At 71.7% G+C, this 2,498-nt stretch carries 1 protein-coding gene and 1 pseudogene; one reads left to right on the top strand and one right to left on the bottom strand.

Annotated features, from left to right (window positions below; translation table 11 throughout):
* The coding region (locus ACFU99_RS40780; RefSeq protein ID WP_384402979.1) for an FdhF/YdeP family oxidoreductase at positions 1 to 2,094 on the top strand (2,094 nt) is incomplete at its 5' end.
* 36 nt (positions 2,095 to 2,130) lie between these two features.
* On the opposite strand, the pseudogene ACFU99_RS40775 reads toward ACFU99_RS40780, so the two are convergent.
* Positions 2,131 to 2,498 (bottom strand): annotated as a pseudogene (locus ACFU99_RS40775) (molybdopterin molybdenumtransferase MoeA); the annotation flags it as partial.

Below are 2,498 nucleotides of genomic sequence, written 5' to 3'. Positions count from 1 at the left end.
GCGTGGCCGGACGACACCAAGGGCCTGCGCCTCGACATCTGCGAGAACGGGATCAAGCACGTCACCTGGGAGATGACCCGTAAGCGGGTCGGGCGCGAGTTCTTCGCCGCGCACTCGGTGACCGAGCTGTCCGGCTGGAGCGACCACGACCTGGAGAACCAGGGCCGGCTGACCGAGCCGATGGTCTACGACGCCGATACGGACCACTACGTCCCGATCGGCTGGAAGGACGCGTTCACCCTGATCGGCGGCGCGCTGCGCGGCCTCGACAGCCCGGATGAGGCGTCGTTCTACACCTCGGGGCGGCTCGGCAACGAGGCCACGTTCCTCTACCAGTTGATGGCCCGCGAGCTGGGTACGAACAACCTGCCGGACTGCTCCAACATGTGCCACGAGGCCAGCGGCCGGGCCCTCCAGGCGTCGTTGGGGACCGGCAAGGGGACCGTCGACCTGGCGGACTGGGAGAGCGCCGACGCGCTGTTCATCGTGGGCGTCAACGCCGCGTCCAACGCGCCCCGGATGCTCACCGCGCTCGCCGAGGCCTACAGCCGCGGGGCCAGGATCGTCCACATCAATCCGCTCGTCGAGGCGGCGGCCACCCGCACCATCGTGCCGCACGACTTCACGGACATGGCCCTCTTCAAGTCGACCCCCACCAGCTCCCTCAACCTCCAGGTGCGCATCGGCGGCGACATGGCCCTGCTGCGCGGCATGGCCAAGGCGGTCCTGGAGCAGTCCGCGACCGACCCGAAGGCCCTGGACCGGGAGTTCATCGACCGGCACACCACCGGCTTCGAGGAGTACCGCGCGCTGTGCGAGGCCACGCCGTGGGAGGAGATCGAGACCCAGTCGGGGCTGACCCGCGACGCCGTTCTCAAGGCGGCGCGTGTGTACGGCGAGGCCGACCGCTCCATCATCAGCTGGTGCCTGGGGGTGAGCCAGCACGAGCACGGCGTCGACACCGTCCGGGAGATCGTCAACCTGCTGCTGCTCCGCGGCAATCTGGGGCGCGAGGGCGCGGGCCCGTCCCCCGTACGCGGCCACAGCAATGTGCAGGGCAATCGCACCTGCGGCATCGACCACCGCCCCACCGCCGCCTTCCTCGACCGGCTCGCCGAGGTCTGCGGCATCGAACCGCCCCGCGAGCACGGTCTGGACACCGTCGGCACCATCGAGGCGATGCGCGGCGGCGCGGTGAAGGTGTTCGTCGGTATGGGCGGCAACTTCGCTCTCGCCGCGCCCGACACCGAGGCCACGTACGCCGCGCTGCGCAACTGCGACCTCACCGTGCAGGTGAGCACCAAGCTGAACCGCAGCCATCTCGTCCACGGCCGCCGGGCCGTCATCCTGCCGTGCCTCGGCCGCACGGAGAAGGACCATCAGCGCGAGGGCGTCCAGAGCACGTCCGTCGAGGACTCGATGAGCATGGTGCACCTGTCGGTCGGCATGAAGCGGCCCGCCTCGCCGCACCTGCTGTCCGAGCCGGCCGTCATCGCCGGCATCGCCCGCGCCGCGCTGCCCGGCAGCGCCACGCGCTGGGAGTGGTACGTGGAGGACTACGACCGTATCCGCGACACCATGGCCCGCGTCCTACCCGGCTTCGAGGACTTCAACCGGCGTGTGCGCCTGCCCCTCGGCTTCCGCATCAAGCAGCCCGCCCGCGAACTGGTCTTCCTCACCCCGTCCGGCCGCGCCGAGTTCTCCACGGCCGCGCTCCCGGACGTCGTGCCCGCCCCCGGCACCCTGGCGCTCGGCACGATGCGCTCCCACGACCAGTGGAACACCACGATCTACTCCGACGACGACCGCTACCGCGGCATCAAGAACCTGCGCACGCTGGTCTTCATGAACCGCGCCGACATGCGCGACCGCGGCATCGGCGACCTCGGCCCCGTGGACATCACGAGCACGGCGCGGGACGGCAGCCAACGGCATCTCCACGGCTATCTCGCCGTCCCTTACGACATCCCGCGCGGCTGCGCGGCCGGCTATATGCCCGAGATGAACGTACTGTGCGCGCTCGTCGACCACAGCTCCCAGAGCGATCAGCCGATCATGAAGCACGTCGCGGTCACCGTCGAACCGGCGGCCTGAGCCGTACGGACCGATACGTCCGCACCGGTCCCGCGTTCACCGTCCGGGCACGTCCAGGATCTCCACCTCGGCGCCCGCGTCCGCGCCGCCGGGCGGGACCGCCGCGAGGCCGTCGGCGAGCGCCAGCCCGCGCAGCATCGCCGGGCCGTCGAACGGCAGCGGCAGCACCTCGTGCCCCACGCGGCGCACCGGCAGCAGCCGGGTGTCGCGGGGGTGGCCGGGCAGCGCGGCGGCCGCGGTCATCCTCTTCGGCTCCGCGTCGGTGTGTCCGCCGAGGCGGCGCAGCAGCGGTACGGCCAGGGTCGCCGTGCCGGCCACGGCGGCGAGCGGGTTTCCGGGGAGGCCGACGAGCCGGCGGGGGCGGCCGTCGGCGGCCGGTGGCAGCTCGGCGAGCAGCATGGGGT

The organism is Streptomyces sp. NPDC057654, from assembly GCF_042800135.1.
Classification (GTDB): domain Bacteria; phylum Actinomycetota; class Actinomycetes; order Streptomycetales; family Streptomycetaceae; genus Streptomyces.
The sequence above is the reverse complement of the archived record's forward strand: the minus strand, read 5'-3'. Positions and strand labels throughout refer to the sequence as shown.